Origin of the sequence: Parabacteroides provencensis (assembly GCF_900232875.1) — a bacterium.
In the GTDB taxonomy this organism is placed as follows: Bacteria; Bacteroidota; Bacteroidia; order Bacteroidales; family Tannerellaceae; genus Parabacteroides; species Parabacteroides chinchillae.
On record NZ_LT960492.1, the window covers coordinates 125,121 to 142,105 of the forward strand.

General features: G+C 38.8%; 13 protein-coding genes. 6 read left to right on the forward strand and 7 right to left on the reverse strand.

Going from position 1 to position 16,985, the window contains the following annotated elements; all coding sequences use genetic code 11:
• Positions 1–67: 67 nt before the first annotated feature.
• The 5 genes from CTY47_RS15270 to CTY47_RS15290 are packed head-to-tail and all read right to left on the reverse strand — an operon-like array spanning position 68 to position 6,731.
• On the reverse strand, positions 68–2,560 hold the full coding sequence (locus CTY47_RS15270) for a S9 family peptidase (RefSeq protein WP_099465651.1): 2,493 nt from the start codon (positions 2,558–2,560) through the stop codon (positions 68–70).
• Positions 2,561–2,571: 11 nt separating this feature from the next.
• A complete protein-coding gene (locus CTY47_RS15275) occupies positions 2,572–3,150 on the reverse strand; it encodes a class I SAM-dependent methyltransferase (RefSeq protein ID WP_099465652.1) in 579 nt (192 codons plus the stop codon).
• Positions 3,147–3,956 carry a 4-(cytidine 5'-diphospho)-2-C-methyl-D-erythritol kinase gene (gene ispE, locus CTY47_RS15280; RefSeq protein WP_099465653.1) on the reverse strand — a complete coding sequence of 270 codons (810 nt, stop codon included), beginning with the start codon at positions 3,954–3,956 and terminating at the stop codon, positions 3,147–3,149. The genes CTY47_RS15275 and ispE overlap by 4 nt, the downstream gene beginning before the upstream one ends.
• A gap of 19 nt (positions 3,957–3,975) precedes the next feature.
• On the reverse strand, positions 3,976–5,409 hold the full coding sequence (locus tag CTY47_RS15285; protein WP_099465654.1) for an MFS transporter: 1,434 nt from the start codon (positions 5,407–5,409) through the stop codon (positions 3,976–3,978).
• A 20-nt stretch (positions 5,410–5,429) separates the two neighbouring features.
• Positions 5,430–6,731: a bifunctional folylpolyglutamate synthase/dihydrofolate synthase gene (locus CTY47_RS15290; protein WP_099465655.1), complete on the reverse strand. Its 1,302-nt coding sequence runs from the start codon at positions 6,729–6,731 to the stop codon at positions 5,430–5,432.
• 83 nt (positions 6,732–6,814) lie between these two features.
• Here CTY47_RS15290 and CTY47_RS15295 point away from each other — a divergent pair, with 83 nt between their 5' ends.
• Positions 6,815–7,069 carry a TIGR03905 family TSCPD domain-containing protein gene (locus CTY47_RS15295; protein WP_099465656.1) on the forward strand — a complete coding sequence of 85 codons (255 nt, stop codon included), beginning with the start codon at positions 6,815–6,817 and terminating at the stop codon, positions 7,067–7,069.
• Between the two features lie 12 nt (positions 7,070–7,081).
• Here the strand turns inward: CTY47_RS15295 and CTY47_RS15300 are convergent, their stop codons facing one another.
• Both CTY47_RS15300 and CTY47_RS15305 read right to left on the reverse strand, forming a co-directional pair.
• The gene (locus tag CTY47_RS15300) at positions 7,082–7,765 is read right to left on the reverse strand and encodes a response regulator transcription factor (RefSeq protein WP_099465657.1); all 684 of its coding nucleotides are present in this window, start codon (positions 7,763–7,765) and stop codon (positions 7,082–7,084) included.
• A 9-nt stretch (positions 7,766–7,774) separates the two neighbouring features.
• Positions 7,775–9,307: a sensor histidine kinase gene (locus CTY47_RS15305; RefSeq protein WP_099465658.1), complete on the reverse strand. Its 1,533-nt coding sequence runs from the start codon at positions 9,305–9,307 to the stop codon at positions 7,775–7,777.
• A 307-nt stretch (positions 9,308–9,614) separates the two neighbouring features.
• On the opposite strand from CTY47_RS15305, the gene CTY47_RS15310 reads away from it, so the two are divergent.
• The 5 genes from CTY47_RS15310 to CTY47_RS15330 all read left to right on the forward strand — a co-directional run bounded on the left by CTY47_RS15310 (position 9,615) and on the right by CTY47_RS15330 (position 16,939).
• Positions 9,615–11,978, forward strand: coding sequence for an outer membrane beta-barrel family protein (locus CTY47_RS15310; protein WP_099465659.1), 2,364 nt, complete (start codon positions 9,615–9,617; stop codon positions 11,976–11,978).
• Between the two features lie 315 nt (positions 11,979–12,293).
• On the forward strand, positions 12,294–13,619 hold the full coding sequence (locus tag CTY47_RS15315) for a PhoH family protein (RefSeq protein WP_099465660.1): 1,326 nt from the start codon (positions 12,294–12,296) through the stop codon (positions 13,617–13,619).
• A gap of 124 nt (positions 13,620–13,743) precedes the next feature.
• Positions 13,744–14,640, forward strand: a complete 897-nt coding sequence (locus CTY47_RS15320; RefSeq protein WP_099465661.1) for a cation diffusion facilitator family transporter — start codon at positions 13,744–13,746, stop codon at positions 14,638–14,640.
• A gap of 20 nt (positions 14,641–14,660) precedes the next feature.
• On the forward strand, positions 14,661–15,962 hold the full coding sequence (guaD, locus tag CTY47_RS15325) for a guanine deaminase (RefSeq protein WP_099465662.1): 1,302 nt from the start codon (positions 14,661–14,663) through the stop codon (positions 15,960–15,962).
• A 173-nt stretch (positions 15,963–16,135) separates the two neighbouring features.
• Positions 16,136–16,939, forward strand: a complete 804-nt coding sequence (locus CTY47_RS15330) for an endonuclease/exonuclease/phosphatase family protein (protein ID WP_233202213.1) — start codon at positions 16,136–16,138, stop codon at positions 16,937–16,939.
• The last annotated feature ends 46 nt before the right edge of the window (positions 16,940–16,985 follow it).

A 16,985-nucleotide genomic window follows, 5' to 3' on the forward strand; every position in this document is an offset into this window, starting at 1 on the left:
CATATTGCATTACAATCCTGCCGGTCTCATCTGACTGACAGGATTGTTTTTTATTTCATGCGGAAAGTTATAATTTCCTTTCCGGATACATAGCTGTCCACCATTCCGGTTCATCTTTCAGCCATTTGGCAAACCAGGCAAAGATAGTATTTTGCCATCCTATACGTTTGCTGTAGCCTACAATGCCGTGGTTCTCTCCGTCTACCTGAACAAACTCTACTGTTTTGCCCAGTAGTTTAAGGGCAGCAAACATCTGAATGCTTTCTCCGACAGGAACGTTTGTATCAGCATTACCATGCAAAAGTAAAAGGGGGGTATTTATCTTGTCTGCATTAAATAACGGACTTTGTTTTGTGAAAAATTCCGGGTTATTCCATGGATAAGTACCTTTGTTAGCTACGGAACAATAGCCAAATCCCCAGTAACCTTCACCCCAATAACTGCTTAATGCACTAATACCTGCATGACTGATAGCGGCAGCAAAAATAGTTGTCTTGGTTTGTAAGTATTGTGTCATAAAGCCCCCATAGCTGGCACCTATACAGCCAATCTTTTTTTCATTCACAAAAGCATGCTGTTTACAAAACTCTTTTGTTCCCTGAATAATTTCATCGGCCGTCTTTATACCCCAGGCATTAACGTGGCGGGCGGCAAATTCTTGTCCGAAACCGGTAGTACCACTAGGATTTAGCGTATAGACAACATAACCCAAAGCTGCATACATGTGCATTGAATAGCGCATTTCCAACATACGGTTTGTGGGCGATGTACCTCCATAATAGTAAACAATCATTGGATATTTCTTGCCTGGATCAAAATGGGGAGGTAGGTAATAACGTCCTTGAATGGTAGTTCCGTCAGTTGATGTAAAATTCCAGTCATGCACTTCACCCAATGTAATGTCTTTCAGTTTATCGGAAGAAAGATCGTAAACCAAACGGCTCTTTCCACCTTTCAGATCATAAGCATAGAGGCGGTTTGCATTAGAAACGCTTTGTCCGTAGAAGAACAAGACAGGGGCGTTATCAGCCAATGAATAGCCTGTAATAATATCTTCGGTTAAAGCAATCTGCTTGATTTTCCCATTAGCCGGATTACAAGAAAAAAGGCGCTGGTAATCCTGGTCTTCTGCCTGGATATAGATTTGTCCGTCATAACGATTCCATACTGCATCTATTACATTAGGATTGAAATCTTTTGTTAAGGGAGTTGCTTTATGATTGGCCAGGTTATAAAGGAAAAGTTGCCCGTCATAATCATTCGACAATTGCCCTTCTTTGATATTTAAGCCTATACCTTCGAATGCATCACCGGAACCGGCCACCAAAAGCTGTTTTCCGTCAGGAGAAAAAGCCGCCTGATTAACATAAGGTTTTTTTTCCCAGATGGTATCAATTGCCATTGTTTGCAAATCCATTCTATATAATGAATTACGTCCGTGAGGCAAAGATGTATATACATTATCGTTGACACTGAACAGCAGATAACGGCTGTCGGCACTTATGTCATTAATATACGTACTTTGGTAACCAAAAGTCAGTTGTTCATAAAGCCCCGTGTGAAGATCATACCGCCAGATAAACGAACGGTCGCGGAAACCAGGCAAACGATCTCTGGGTTCCAACACGCGGATCAATTCGTTACCTTCTTTAGGTCCCTGTTCTTCTATAGTAAAAAAGAGAGATGCTTCATTCGGAGCAACTATAAAATGTCCGTCCGGTAGATCATTTACCAGAATATTTTCTTTCATTGTTGCCGGATCCACGGTTACAAGCTCTTTACCTTGCAGACCTTTGCGCGTATAATAGAATAAATTGCTCTCAGGCATCCAACGGGCATTGGTAAGAAAACCGTTATCCTGCAACAATATGCGGCCGGTTGAAGCATCCATTAACTGCGTATATGATTCGCTTTTACCTTCCGGGAAACGATTTACGTACTTTACCAAAGCGTATTTACCGTTAGGTGAAACACCTATTCCCCTGAAATCCTGGCCATCCATTATATTGTTCAATGTATAACGCTTTTCAGGGTTTAACGAAGCTGTAACTACTGCATCTTCCTTACTTTTGAATATTGTTTTAAAAGAAGGTTTGCATGTATCGGTTTCTGCAGTCAGGTATTTAATAACAATTTCATAACGACGCGGCTCCATGACCAGTTCAGAAGTAGACCCTACAGATTTGTTATTGACATATACGTCAAAGGCGCCGTTGCCTGTTACTTCCAGTGTACCTTTCACATATCTGTCACTATTTAAAAAGAAAGAAAACAGATGAAGGGCATATCCTTTTTGCGAGGCCGGGAAAGAAACAGACCCGGCAGTGTCTGCCTGAAGTATTTCGGGAGAAGACAATGCCCGATCGAACGGCAGTGTGGATTTAAGTAGATTTTTTGCTTCAAACGGCTTCCCGTTTACATTTACGGTGTCAACCATAAACGGTTTGTTTACCACAATAGGACCGGCATATTTGTATTGCATTACCTTTACATCGGTGGCTGCCTGAAGTGCTAGTGCAGCAAACAATAATACCGGAATTAAATAAGTTCTTTTTTTCATATATATTATATTTACAATTTGCGTAAACCGCTTACCAAATAATAGTCATCGGAATCGTATATAGAGTGTATAGTGAAATAAGGTTGCATCCAATCCGCCAATTCTTTTGCTGCTGGTAAACCGAAAGACAATTTGCCGGCATGCTTGTTATGATGACTGTTTATCTTATTACGTCCTTCACTATGGCAAATAACAAGCTCTCCATCCGGAACAAGAAGGTCTGCCAAATGAGAAATTGTTTCTTGCTGGTGTTCAAAATGAGGAAAAACGCTATAAGCAATGATATAATCAAACAACTCTTCCTTCATATCCAATACATTTGCTTGGCGGAAGTCTACAATTGAAGTTGCATATTTGCTTTTCGCCATTTCAATCATTTGTCCGGAAATATCTATAGCTACAATACTAGCGGGAGAATAGGGAAGGAGATACTTTTCGAGTACACCCGTCCCGCATCCTATATCCAGAATACGTAAGCCTTTGTGCAGAGTGGTTTGTTCCAGTATCGTGTTAATCTTATCCGCATCATGCGTACAAAGTTCATCCCAACGATCGGCTAAGGAATCAAAAAAGCTTGCTATTTCATTCATTCCATTGCTCCTTCCCAAATATAGCAGTCCTTAAAGTATTCCTTTAAATCGGTTGGAGATTCGAATAATCCGAATACAGATGAACCGGAGCCGGACATAGAAGCATAAACAGCCCCCCGGGCATACAAAGTTTGTTTGATTTTCTCTATTGCCGGATGTTTTGGAAACACACTGCCTTCAAAATCATTTTTCATGCTATTTCTCCATTCGGACACAGGTTGTTTGATAATCTCTTTTAATGAAATATCAGGTTCCGCAGGAGTAACCAACGAATAGGCTTCGGGGGTTGATACTGCCACCTCCGGCTTTACCAGGCATAAATAGTAGCCTTTTAATGAAAGAGATACAGGTTCGAACTGATTACCTGTTCCACTCGCAAACACAGGGGTATTACGAATAAAAAACGGACAATCGGCACCAATATGTGAAGCTATTCTTTCTAATTCATCATCCTGTATATCTAATTTGCAAAAATCATTAATCAGCTTCAGCATAAAAGCGGCATCGGCAGAACCTCCGCCCAATCCTGCACCAAAAGGAATGGCTTTCAGCAAATGAACTTCCAGTGGTGGAATTTCATACTTTGCCTTTAATATATTCAAAGCCTTAACAACCAGATTTTTTTCAACTGGAGCATCAACAGGAATACCGGTTTGATGAAAAGAAAAGGTTTTGGCTATTACTATTTCCAAGGCATCCTTTACAGGAACCGGATAAAATACGGTTTCAATATTATGATAACCGTCCGGACGTTTACCTACAATATCCAGTCCCAGGTTTATTTTGGCATTCGGAAAACAAATCATATTTATTGATATTTTTATATTATGGTTCTGCAATCATTTCTTCTGCAATGATTTTAGCTTCTTCTTCCGGTTTTTTAATATTGGGTAATTCCAATCCGTAACCTTTGATCCTGTCTTCACGCTTCAATAATAATGCAATCATAAGGGCTAAGATACCGAAACAGGTAAATATCATCATCGGAATAGTGTAATCGTATGTCGGTTTTTCATTTACATATCCGGTAATACAATATTTATCAAGGACTTTACCGATAAGATACGGAACTCCCATCAATCCCCAGTTTTGTACCCAGAATATCAGAGCATAAGCCGTACCCAGTTTATTTTCGGGGATGATTTTCGGAACAGAAGGCCACATAGCCGATGGTACCAGGGAGAAAGCAATTCCCAACAAAAGAATCAGTCCGAGTGCGATAACCCAGTTGTTTAATGCAGGAATAGAGAACATGAAGTGTATGAATACCAACATGATTGCACCAATAATCATAATTGTAGCGCCTTTTCCTTTACGGTCGTACAGATTACCGAAAAACGGAGTAAGCAGAATATTTCCGAATGGTAATAAAGCGGGAATCACACCAGACCATTCAGGATCGATACCAAACTTATTGATCATTAAACTCGGAGCATATTTCAAAAATGGGAATACGGCAGAATAAAATAGTACGCATAAAAGAGCTACGTACCAGAATCCTTTCATTGAAATAATGGAAAAGATGTCTGAGAAACGGAACGGCTCTTCGGCTTCTTCTTCCGTATTTTCCAGTTCTTCGTCGCGGCGTTTATCCATCACCACAAATACGATGAACGACAACAGACCTATACATAATAATATTAATCCGATTAAAATCGGCATGCTAATAGAGTTGTTGAATGCTTTACATAACAATGGGGTAATACCTATGGCCAATCCTGTTCCAATACGTGCACAAGCCATCTCCAATCCCATGGCAAGAGCCATTTCTTTACCTTTAAACCATTTTACAATAATCTTGGAAACGGTGATACCGGCAATTTCCACTCCAACACCAAATATTGCATATCCCAGTGAAGCTACCAGTAATGTATATCCCCATTCTGTTCCAAAAATAGTTACTGTCGCACCGTCGAAATTATTTGAGATACCAAACCATTTAATGAATACGCCAACAATCATAATACAGGTTGCCATAAGGCCGGTAAAACGTACACCCATCTTGTCAAGGATCATTCCCCCGAATATCAACATAAGGAAAAATACATTAAACCATCCGTATGCACTGGTAAATTTACCATAATCATCTCCTGACCATCCTAAACCGCCTCCACCTACAGGCGTTTGAAGTAAATCTTGGAGTGGAGCCATCATGTCCGTAATAAAATATCCGCAAAGCATGGTGAATGCCACAAGCGCCAAGACGCTCCAGCGGGCTGTTTTAGACTCGCTTAGTTTTCTTTGAATCTGTTGTGTCATAATATTTGATATGAATTAAGTTATTCGTTTGTTTGAAATAGGGGAATAGCATCGGCAACGATAAAGGTGCTGCCTCCAATAAAGATCATGTCATCTTTGCCAGCCTTTTTTAAAGCTTTTTCCACAGCTTCCCGAACAGTCTTGCAAGTAATACCAGATAAGCCGTGTGCGGATGCTTTCAAAGCAAATTCCTGTGCCGGCATTGCACGTTCTACAGATGCTTGCGTAAAAAAGTAGTTAGCCTCTTTAGGCATCATGGACAATACACCGTCTACGTCTTTATCGTTTACCATGCCTACTATCATGTAAAGATTTTTATAGTGTTTGGCTATGCCTTCCAATTGAGAACTCAAATAGTTCCAACCTCCTATATTATGTCCTGTATCACAGATGACTTTCGGTTCGTCTTGCAACTTTTGCCAACGCCCCATTAGCCCGGTTAATGTCGTTACGTGGCTAAAACCCTCCCGGATTGCTTCTATCGGAATGTTTATACCGGAACGGGTTAAAAGACTGAGTGCCGCCAATATTGTACGGTTATTTTTGCATTGCGAGAAACCGCCCAATTCTCCGTGCAGTTTCCCGAATTCCAATGAATCAATCTCCCAACCATCTTCTGTCCGTATCGCATTATTAATTAATTCCACACTTTGAGAAAAGTAAATGGGTGAATTTTGTTTGCGGGCTGTTTCTCTGAATACTTCTGCCACGGAAGAATCTAATCCTTCTCCGATTAAAACCGGAATCCCGGTCTTAATGATCCCTGCTTTTTCCGCAGCGATCTTCTCTACTGTATCACCCAGAAACTGGGTATGATCAAGGCTGATATTCGTTATGATACTTAAGACAGGAGAGATTATATTAGTACTATCCAGTCGTCCTCCCATACCAACTTCGATGATGGCATAATCGACCTTTTCATTGCGGAAATAATCAAATGCGATAGAGGATGTTAGTTCAAAAAATGAAGGATGGAGAGATTCGAAAAAGGGGCGGTGGCGTTCAACAAAACCGGTTACATATTCTTTAGATATTTTTTTTCCGTCGACTCTGATACGTTCCCTGAAATCTACCAAATGAGGGGAGGTATACAAACCTACTTTATATCCTGATTGCTGTAAAATAGCAGCCAGCACATGACTGACCGAGCCTTTGCCATTTGTTCCTGCCACATGAATCGTCCGGTATGATTTGTGTGGATTTCCTAAGTAATTATCAAGAGCTATACTTGTTCCAAGACCCGGTTTATAAGCTGAAGCACCGCTGTGCTGGAATACCGGAATACTGGTATACAAATAGTGTAATGTATCTTCGTATGTCATGTTTTTGTGATTTGTATTGTGCAAAAGTAGTCAATTTTATTTTACCTTTGCCTGCTGTTAATAAAAATGAAGAATAAAAGGAAATGGAACAACAACGTGTTGTGTACACGCCTCAGGGGGATGTTTGCTCAAAGATGATGCTAATTGATGTCCAGGGCGATGTAATAACCAATGTGCAAATTATAGGTGGTTGCCACGGTAATGCCCAGGGGATATCTGCCCTGCTTGTGGGAATGAATGTAAATGAAGCAATCAATCGAATGGAAGGGATAGACTGTCATGGACGCGGTACATCCTGTCCGGACCAACTGGCACAGGCTTTAAAAAAGTGTATTTGAACCATTACATCGTTAGTTTATAATCATTTTATATCCTATTCCGCGTACATTTAATATTTTAATTGACGGGTCGCGAGATAATTTATGCCTTAATTTGGTAATAAATACATGCAGGCTGCGCGAATTGAAAAACGAATCATCTCCCCATAAGTCCAGTAGAACCTCTTTCATAGGTAATATTTGATTGATATTTTCACACAACCGTTTTAATATTTCCGACTCCCGGTTACTAAGCAACTCTTTATCATCACAGAAAGAAAGGGTTTGGGTAATAGAGTCAAATTCATATTGTCCGATACGGAAATATGTCTCTTGCGGCTGCTTTACGGTTATTTTATGCAAAAGGGCTTTTATACGTACGATCAGTTCTGCCATGCCGAAAGGCTTCTTTAGATAATCATTTCCCCCTAATTCAAAACCTTCTACTACATCATTTGCCGAAGAACGGGCAGACAAGAATAATACAGGAATTGTACAATCGTGCTTTCGTATTTCCCGAACCATCGTAAACCCATCCATTTTAGGCATCATGATGTCTGATACGATAACATCCGGTTTAGTTTCCTTGTAACGGGCAATACCTTCTTCTCCGTCGGCAGCTAATATGATTTCAAATTCTTTACCATCCAGCGTGTCTTTTATAATCATGGCAAGTGTAGCCTCGTCTTCTACCAGCAGTACTTTTATCTTGTTCATATTCCTGTTTTATTTTTGATTAATGAAATGAAGAGTGAAAGTAGAGCCTTTATCCGGATGACTTTCTACAGAAACAAACCCTTTATGTTTTATCATCATGTCTTTTACATAATATAATCCCAGTCCGTATCCTTTTACATTATGAAGGTTACCGCTGGGAACACGGAAAAACTTATCGAATACACGCTTCTGATTTGTTTCGCTAATGCCAATGCCATTGTCTGTAACGGAAAGGCGAACCCCATCAGGTGACTGGTTTGCTTTTAAGGTAATAAGGCATGGTTCCTTATCACAATATTTAATAGCATTTTCAATCAGGTTGCTCAACATATTGTAAATATGGGTATGATCTGCGTACACCTCCAGTTTGTCGGGTATTTCGGTAACAAACCGTACTTTTTTATCTGCTTTCAGTTTATATTGTTCCGTAAGGGATGCAACGATACCGGAGATATTTATCTGTTCGGGATGCAAGCGAAACGTACTCCTGTTTTCTACAGCGAGCGTAAGGATTTGCTCTACTAATCCGGTTAAACGGGTAAGCTGGTCTCTCATAATAGTGAGATACTTCCGTTGCTTATCATTAACGGCATCGCTGAAGTTAAGCATGGCATCTACAGCTGCATAACTGACAGATATAGGAGTCTTCAGTTCATGGGTCATATTATTGGTAAAATCAGTCTTTAGCTCTTCTATCGTTTTTTGCTTTAAAATAGTGCGGAGCAGGTAAACAAAAGAAATTACTATCAATGCAAACAGAAGAATTGAAGATGCTAATATTCCGCTCATTTGATTTAAAATAACCCGGGCTGGCGATTTCAGGTATAAGCGATAATAGATTGTATTATCGGATTGAATCGGATAATCGAAGTAAGCTGCATTTTTCCATTGGTTAAAGTCTGCAGACTCCGAAACGACAACAGTTGTATCAATGGGATATTGATAATGGGTTTTTTTCAGTGAATCATTATTCAAGTTCATCCAACTTTTGATTTTCTCTTTATCATTTGGTTGGTAAGCCACGATAAGTAAATGTTCGGAGTCAATATTCTTTGCTTTTAATTCTTCCTGCAGGAATTTATTATATTCCCGGAATACAATGGGTTCCGATTGGTCTATATTGGCATGGAAAGCCTGTTGTACTATATTTTCCAGTTGTTTTATAGTTGTAAGATAATCGGTTAAAGTAGAGTCTACCGAAAGGCTGTCTTCGTCTTGCGTGTAATCTATTTTCAGATTTACATTAGGTTGCTTGTCTGTATGGTGAATCTTGTTTGTTTCATTGTAAGAAACGGTATTTTCGTCGGAACTGAAATAGATAGTCTTTATTTTTTTAGTGTTTTGCTTTTCATTTTCTCCTTTCATACGCAGGAACATCTCTTTGTAATCTGCAATTTTCATTGCTTCATGGATATTTACTTCCATTTGGCCGTACAGCGTATTATATAATCCGTACAACCAATATCCCTGAAAGGCAACCAACCCTGCCAATGATAAAGTTATGAGCAAAGCAATTAGTTTGAAGCGTAGACGAGTGTTCATATAAAACTAACTTTTGTTTTTCCGGGGTAAAGATAGATAAAGTATTTTACCCGAAGGTCAGGCTCCGCGTACTGTTTTTTTGAAATCGCCCAAGTCTATTTCCAGCCCGGCCAGAAACATGATATAGAGCAATCCTGCCGTACCGGGAAGGATGATACTGCTATCACGTAAGATCGCCGTATGATTTGCGATAAGACTAAATAACACTACCGGTAAGAGTAGATAACACTTCGTAAGTGAATGATAACATAGTTTCTTTTTTTAAACACCGTTCTTTGTCATATCAAAAACAATAAAAGAAATTAATATGAAGCGCATATTTTACTCATCTCTACTTATCTTGTCTATTACTTGTAACGGAATACTGACAGCCCAAAACATCCATGGTAAAATTGTTGATAATCAAAAACAACCCATAGATGGGGCAACTATTGTTTTACAAACATTAGATTCAACCTATGTAGATGCCGTGATATCGGATAGTCTCGGGCTATTTTGCTTCAATCAACCGGCAGAACATACATATCGTTTATTGCTTCAACATCTTCTGTATGAACCTGCCCAAAAAGAAATAACTTCGGCAGACGCCGGCACTATTATACTGGACGATAAAGATTATACACTGGGTGAAGTAACTGTAAAAGCAGAACGTCCGCAAGTAAAGATTGAAGGAGGGAAGCTGACTTACGATATTCCGCAACTTATGAAAGATAAAACTTCCACTAATGCCTTTGAAGTGATTAAGCAACTTCCCGGCATTACCGGTACAAGTGACGATATCCAATTGGTCGGGACAAATAATCTGAACATTATATTGAACGGGCAACTTACCACAATGTCCCTCCAGCAATTGATTCAACTACTAAAAAGCATGCCTGCTTCCCGCGTGCAGAAAGCAGAAATTATGTATGCCGCACCAGCTAAATATAATGTAAAAGGTGCAGTTATTAATGTGATATTAGATAAGAATATGTCTGCTACGCCTTCATTCCAGGGAGAAGTAGGTACAGATTACATTCAGCAACATTATGCCCGGGGCAAAGCGCATGCCAATATTATTTATTCTGACTCCAAGTTAAATATAGATTTCCTTATAAACGGAGAAAAAGGGCGTCGTTTTGATGGAGAAAATATGTTGGCCCGCCATACTCTGGATGATAAAGTAACGGAAATAGAACAGTCCGGGCGTAGGACAAAACATAAAAATAGCGGAGTTGCCCGTTTGGGAATAGATTATACATTTGCCAACAAAGACAAACTCTCCGCAGCCTATTACCTGGATGCCTATAAGGTAAATACAGACCAGGCTTCAAACTCTGTATTTACCCCAATGAATGAAAACAGATCATCCGAAAGCAATAGTATCACAACATCCAAAGATCATTCCGCATTACAAAATGTTCGCTTGCAATATGACGGACACACAGGTTTAACTGCCGGAATGGATTTTACACATTACAAATCTCCTTCAGACCAACATTTTTTAGATACTAAAGACGATGGGACAAAGACGGATATGTTGAATTATACAAAACAAAATATTTCACGCTGGTCTGCATTTACCAATCATACGATATCGACAGAGAGTGGTTGGTCTGTAAATTACGGAATCAACGGAGGTTATACTTATTCAAGGAATTATCTGGAATATCTATATGATAAAGGAAACGGTTATGAATTGGATATGGAATCTTTTGAGAACAATGTACAAAAGGATTATACGGGCAACGTTTTTGCCGAAGTTTCCAAATCTTTCGGAAAACGGTTTTCTGCTACTGTTGCCTTAAAAGGAGAATATTACCGTTCCGATTACATTTCCGATAATGAAAAAACAAATTTATGGAATGACTGGACTTTATTTCCTACAGCCTCTTTAAATTATGTATTTTCTCAGAAACATATCCTGCAACTCAATGTAAATAGTGATAAAACTTTTCCATCATATATGACCCTAAGTCCGCAATCTACACCATTGAATTCATACTCGGAAGTGGTAGGGAATCCATTTCTCAAACCATATCGTTCATACGTAGGTCAGTTGATTTATATTTTCCGCCAGAAATATATATTGATGTTTTTCTGCGATTATGAACCGAATTATTTCACGCAACTTCCATATCAAAGTGATACGGAATTAAAGAATGTATTCCGTTTTGAGAATATGGATTACAGTCTGGAAACGGGTTTTAACCTGATTGTTCCCTTTAAGGTAAGCCATTTCTGGAATGCACGTGTAACTTTGCAAGGTTATCGTATGCAGGAAAAAAGTGAACATTTTCATAGCATGTCATTCAATCGGAAAACCTATGTAGGCATTGCCAATATGACTAATACATTCAATTTGTCCGATAAACCAAATTTGAAACTGAATATTGACGGAACTTATGTTGCTCCGGGTGCTATTCAAGGAATCTACGATTTGGGACGATTATATAATGTATCGGGGGGATTGAAATGGACATTTGCCAGCAATAAAGGTTCTCTGACATTAAATGCCTACGATATCTTTCGTTCTTCAATACCTACAGCCACTATTAATCAGGGTAACCAGTGGAGCCATTTGAATAAATTGAATGATAACCGAAGCGTTACTCTCTCTTTCGTTTGGAAATTCGGAGGGTTTAAAGCCAAGAAGTATGAGAATATCGACACATCCCGTTTTGGCAAATAAAATATTCATCATAAACTAAAACCAGATACCAGAACCTTTAACCGGCTCGCACCTGTGATTTAATCTCTTCATATCTGTGAGCCGGTTAATAATTCACGAAGAAAAGAATAAAACAGACTGTTAATGTCATTAAAATGCCGGCATAATAAGATAAATAAGCTTTATAAGATAGTTTTCTCCTATAAAACTTTTCATTCTAACGAACATTCATATTTTAAAATAAGTATATTTGTAGGGAACGCAGATAATATATGTTCTTTTAGGAACATTCATATTTTGTCGTTCAATGTTGAATAATCATTAAATCGAAAGGTTATGGGAGCAAAGAAGAATTTTGTGCTTGATACCAATGTTATCCTGCACGATTACAAATGTATTGAGAACTTTCAGGAGAATGATATTTATTTACCTATTGTGGTGCTTGAAGAACTGGATAAGTTTAAAAAGGGAAGCGACCAGATAAATTATAATGCGCGTGAATTTGTACGCGAACTGGATGCATTAACCAGCAACGATCTCTTTTTGAAAGGAGCTTCATTAGGGCCGGGAAAAGGAACACTTCATGTTGTAACCGGGGATAAATACCAGGAGAAAATAGCTCTTTCATTTCCGGAAAAGACGGCAGACCACCGCATTCTTTCCTGCACATTATCTATTGCGGAAAAGAATCCGAAGATCAAAACAATACTTGTTACCAAAGATGTAAACCTGCGGATGAAAGCCCGTTCACTGGGTATTCAGGTTGAAGACTATATTACGGATAAAGTAATTAATGTAGATATTTTTGAACGTGCCCAGGATACTTATGAGAATATTGATCCCGATTTAATTGATAAAATATATTCTTCAGCAGACGGTGTTGATTCCGATTTACTGGAAATCAAATCAAAACTGGATCCGAATGAATGCTTTATATTAAAGAGTGTACGAAACTCTGTACTAGCTCGTTATAATCCATTTACGGATAAAATAAAGAAGGTAGACAAAGGTACAAACTACGGTATTCAACCTCGTAATGCGGAACAAAGTTTCGCTTTTGAAATATTGAATGATCCGAATATTAAACTGGTAGGATTAACAGGAAAGGCAGGTACCGGAAAGACTTTGCTAGCTTTAGCTTCTGCCTTAAAACAGGCAAATATATATAAGCAGATATTACTGGCTCGTCCTATAGTGGCTTTAGCAAATAAAGATATAGGATTCCTTCCGGGGGATGAAAAACAGAAAGTAGCCCCCTATATGCAACCTTTGTTCGACAATTTGAATGTAATTAAAGCCCAATTTGCACCCGGAAGCCCGGATACGCGCAAGATTGATGATTTACAAAAGAATAATCAACTGGTCATCGAGGCATTAGCATTTATCCGCGGACGCAGTTTATCTGAGACATTCTGTATTATAGACGAAGCTCAAAACTTAACTCCTCATGAAATAAAAACAATTATTACCCGTGCAGGAGAAGGCACAAAAATGGTATTCACCGGAGATATCCAACAAATAGATTCACCCTATCTGGATGCCCAGAGTAACGGTTTAGCTTATATGGTTGATAAAATGAAAGGACAAGAATTATTTGCTCACGTCAACCTTATAAAAGGAGAACGCAGCCAATTATCCGAATTGGCATCAGATTTGCTTTAAAAATTATACAGTTGACATGGGAAATGGTTGAGTTGAGAAGCTCTTTTTGCCATTTACACGTCAACTGTTATTTATTTCCACCTAACTATTCCCTATCTTTGGAGCTCTATTTAATGTCTTTATTATGGAAATTCAAACTCGTAAAAAAGAGATAATGAAGGTAACGCTGGTTGGCTCCGTAGGGAACTTTCTATTAGTTATCTTCAAATTTATTGCCGGATTTGCAGGGCATAGTAGTGCTATGATTGCCGATGCCGTACACTCGTTATCCGATTTTGTTACGGATATGATTGTATTGCTTTTCGTTAATATATCTTCCAAGCCGAAAGATGAAAGCCATGATTATGGACATGGCAAATATGAAACATTAGCCACATCAATTATCGGTATTGTTTTGTTATGTGTAGGAGTAGGGCTCTTTTGGGAAGGAGCCAATAAGATATACGACTTTTATTTCAGAGGCGAAACATTGGAAAGTCCCGGTAACATTGCGTTGATAGCAGCCATTGTTTCAATTATCATAAAAGAAGTACTTTATCAGTATACAATCTTAGTAGGTAAACGCCAGAACAGTCAGGCAGTTATTGCTAATGCATGGCATCACCGTTCGGATGCTTTTTCATCTATAGGGACCATGGTAGGTATTGGTGGAGCAATTCTTTTAGGTGAGAAATGGCGCGTTTTGGATCCATTGGCTGCTGTTATAGTGAGTATCTTCATTGTTAAGGTTTCATTTGAATTGGTAATGCCGGCTATTAATGATTTATTAGAAAAGTCGTTGCCAAAAGAGGTCGAAGACGAAATTCTTTCTATAGTTACTGAATCTCCGGAGGTAAAAGATCCTCACAATTTGCGCACGCGCCGTATAGGGAATGATATTGCAATTGAAGTACATATTCGTATGGATGGCCAGATGACAGTTGCACGTTCTCATACAATTATGTGTGAAATAGAAAGAAAGCTTCGCCAACGATTTGGTTCTGCTACTCATATCGGTTTACACGTAGAACCAATAAAATAAAGATTTAGACGAGGTAGAAAATGAATAAAGACATACGGTTATTTCGTGGAGAAGTTTTTTATTTTACAGATTCTCCATTAGAAAGGAAAGATGCTTATTATTACTACCCGGACGGAATACTAGTAGTTTCCGAAGGGAAGATTGTAGAGTCAGGTAATTATGATGTAATACATACCCGTTATCAGGGAATCCCCGTAACAGATTATTCGGGTAAATTGATTATGCCGGGTTTTATCGACTCGCATATTCATTACTCCCAATCAGAAATTATAGGTATGTATGGTTGCCAGTTGCTGGATTGGCTGAATGATTATACTTTTCCGGCCGAAGAAGCATTTTCTTCGCCTGAACATGCCGAACAAATAGCTCGTTTTTTCATCCGGGAGCTATTAAAGAATGGTACGACTACATGTATGGCCTATGCAACTGTACATCCTATATCGGTAGAATCCCTTTTTGCCATAGCATCCGAATACAATATGTGTATGCTGACAGGTAAAGTACTGATGAACCGAAATGCCCCCGAAAACATATTAGACACAACCGGAAAAGGAGAAACAGAAACGCGTTCATTAATAGAATCATGGCATAGGAAAGGACGTAACCGGTATGTCATTACTCCTCGTTTTGCTATCACCAGTACGCAGGACCAATTAGAAAGTGCCGGACGTTTGCATGCCGAATATCCGGACACCTATATACAAACCCATTTATCAGAGAATAAAGACGAGATAGCTTCCGTGCTTTCATTATGCCCGGAACACTCGGATTACCTGGAAGTTTACGAACGAACAGGATTGCTGACAGATCATACGGTTTTCGGGCATTGTATTCATTTATCAACAAAAGAATGTGAACGTTTGGCTTCTGCCAAAGCTATTATAGCTCATTGTCCGACTTCCAATTTATTCCTAGGAAGCGGACTATTCAATATGCCCCAAGCCAATTATTATAATTTGCAAACTACATTAGCCACCGACGTAGCAGGTGGAACTTCCTTTTCAATGCTGCGTACTATGGGCGAAGCCTACAAAGTACAGCAATTAAACGGCTATCCTATATCTTCGTTGGAATTATTATACAAATGTACATTAGGCTGTGCAAAAGCTTTACATCTGGAAAATGAGATAGGAAATTTTAAACCCGGTTGTAATGCCGATTTCATTGTAGTGGATTATGCTTCTACCTCATCCCAGCAATTACGCAAAGAGCATCTGGTACGTATTGGAAAATGGAACATAGAAAATAAACTCTTCGGTTTACAGATATTAGGAGATGACCGCGCCATTCAGGCCACTTATTTAATGGGTGTCCAGGCTTAGCAATCTATTTAAAATATACACCTAACATATTTGCTTTAATAAATAAATTTATTATATTTGTCCGTCTGTTATTGTAAAATGTTTTACAATATAAAAGGTGTTATATTTAAATCTAATAGGTTGGTTAGGTTTAAGAATAGATAACTGAATGTTTCAAAAAGGAGAATACTATTATGATTAAATCACTATTCAAAACATTGGCTGTTGCTTTAGTAGGCTTTTCTTCATTGAATGGAATGTATGCACAGGATGTACGTGATAAAGTATCTTACGGTGATATTAAGCCTAAAGCTCCATCTTCATTACGTTTTATGAGTTACAATATCCGCATTGGCATAGGGATGGATAACGAAGTGGATATCGCACGGGTTGCAGAAGTAATCAAACGTGTTAATCCTGACGTTGTTGCTCTTCAGGAAGTGGATAGTGTAACAGAAAGGGTTAATTGGGCAAATCAAATTATGCAATTATCGGAATTAACAGGTATGTACCCAATCTTCGGTCATGCAGTAGACCGTTCCAAAGGCAAATATGGCATAGGTATGCTTACCAGAACCAAACCGGAGAGTATCCGGAAAGTACCTTTGCCGGGCGACGAAGAACCCCGTTTATTAATCATTTCAGATTTTAAAGATTATGTTGTATGCAGTACGCATTTTTCGTTGGTAGAAAAAGACCGTGTAACATCGGCCGGTATTTTAATTAAAGAGTTAGAAGGAATAAAGAAACCAGTATTGATAGGGGGAGACTTCAATGCGAAACCGGGTAGTAAGCCGGTAGAGATTATGAAAAGTAAATTTGATCTATTGAGTAGCGAAAGCTTCATTACTTATCCATCCGACACTCCGAGAGTATGCTTGGATTATGTTTGGGGATTGAAGCAGAAAGGTTACAAATATAACGTTACTCAGAGCGTGTCTATTAATGAACCAATGGCGTCAGACCACTTGCCGCTTGTTACAGACATAAAGCTCTAACAATAGATTTATTAGGGGGAGAAAAAATAAGGGTAGACGTGATGTC

Bases quoted from the DNA above. Each gene is read 5' to 3' on its own strand.
- CTY47_RS15270 (WP_099465651.1), bottom strand. From the start codon at position 2,560: ATGAAAAAAAGAACTTATTTAATTCCGGTATTATTGTTTGCTGCACTA.
- CTY47_RS15275 (WP_099465652.1), bottom strand. From the start codon at position 3,150: ATGAATGAAATAGCAAGCTTTTTTGATTCCTTAGCCGATCGTTGGGAT.
- ispE (WP_099465653.1), bottom strand. From the start codon at position 3,956: ATGATTTGTTTTCCGAATGCCAAAATAAACCTGGGACTGGATATTGTA.
- CTY47_RS15285 (WP_099465654.1), bottom strand. From the start codon at position 5,409: ATGACACAACAGATTCAAAGAAAACTAAGCGAGTCTAAAACAGCCCGC.
- CTY47_RS15290 (WP_099465655.1), bottom strand. From the start codon at position 6,731: ATGACATACGAAGATACATTACACTATTTGTATACCAGTATTCCGGTA.
- CTY47_RS15295 (WP_099465656.1), top strand. From the start codon at position 6,815: ATGGAACAACAACGTGTTGTGTACACGCCTCAGGGGGATGTTTGCTCA.
- CTY47_RS15300 (WP_099465657.1), bottom strand. From the start codon at position 7,765: ATGAACAAGATAAAAGTACTGCTGGTAGAAGACGAGGCTACACTTGCC.
- CTY47_RS15305 (WP_099465658.1), bottom strand. From the start codon at position 9,307: ATGAACACTCGTCTACGCTTCAAACTAATTGCTTTGCTCATAACTTTA.
- CTY47_RS15310 (WP_099465659.1), top strand. From the start codon at position 9,615: ATGAAGCGCATATTTTACTCATCTCTACTTATCTTGTCTATTACTTGT.
- CTY47_RS15315 (WP_099465660.1), top strand. From the start codon at position 12,294: ATGGGAGCAAAGAAGAATTTTGTGCTTGATACCAATGTTATCCTGCAC.
- CTY47_RS15320 (WP_099465661.1), top strand. From the start codon at position 13,744: ATGGAAATTCAAACTCGTAAAAAAGAGATAATGAAGGTAACGCTGGTT.
- guaD (WP_099465662.1), top strand. From the start codon at position 14,661: ATGAATAAAGACATACGGTTATTTCGTGGAGAAGTTTTTTATTTTACA.
- CTY47_RS15330 (WP_233202213.1), top strand. From the start codon at position 16,136: ATGATTAAATCACTATTCAAAACATTGGCTGTTGCTTTAGTAGGCTTT.